Annotated in this window: 1 pseudogene; it reads right to left on the bottom strand. The window is 67.9% G+C overall.

What is annotated here, in order from left to right:
• Positions 1 to 417: pseudogene (locus tag EN955_RS34670) on the bottom strand (myo-inosose-2 dehydratase); the annotation flags it as partial.

The raw sequence follows: 417 nt of genomic DNA, 5'->3' as shown, positions 1-417 counted from the left end.
GGCCATGCCGACGCCGAAATCGGAGAACCGCTCGGCGAGCCGGGTGATCTTGGCGCCATAGGCCTTCCATTCGCCGTCCATCAGCTTCGGCCGCTGCGAGATCGGATCGTGGATCGCGCCATGCCGGCCGCGCGAGGTGTCGGCATAGACGACATGCCGCGCGCCGAGGTCGCGCAATAAAGTCAGATGCGGCCGGATCGCCTCGAACTCCTCGTCCACCTCCTTCTCGCAGATGCGCCCGTCATACCAGCCGGAGACCAGCGCCAGCCCGTAATGGTCGAGGATCGGCCGGAGCGCGCGGCTGTCGCGCGGAAACTTGCCGCCAAGCTCGGTGCCGGCATAGCCGGCTTCCGCGGTTTCGGCGAGGCAGGTCTCGAGCGGCGTGTCGCCGCCCAGTTCCGGCACGTCGTCATTGGT

Source organism: Mesorhizobium sp. M7A.F.Ca.CA.001.04.2.1, from assembly GCF_003998485.1.
GTDB classification, from domain to species: domain Bacteria; phylum Pseudomonadota; class Alphaproteobacteria; order Rhizobiales; family Rhizobiaceae; genus Mesorhizobium; species Mesorhizobium ciceri.
This window is presented reverse-complemented; position numbering and strand designations above follow the sequence as displayed.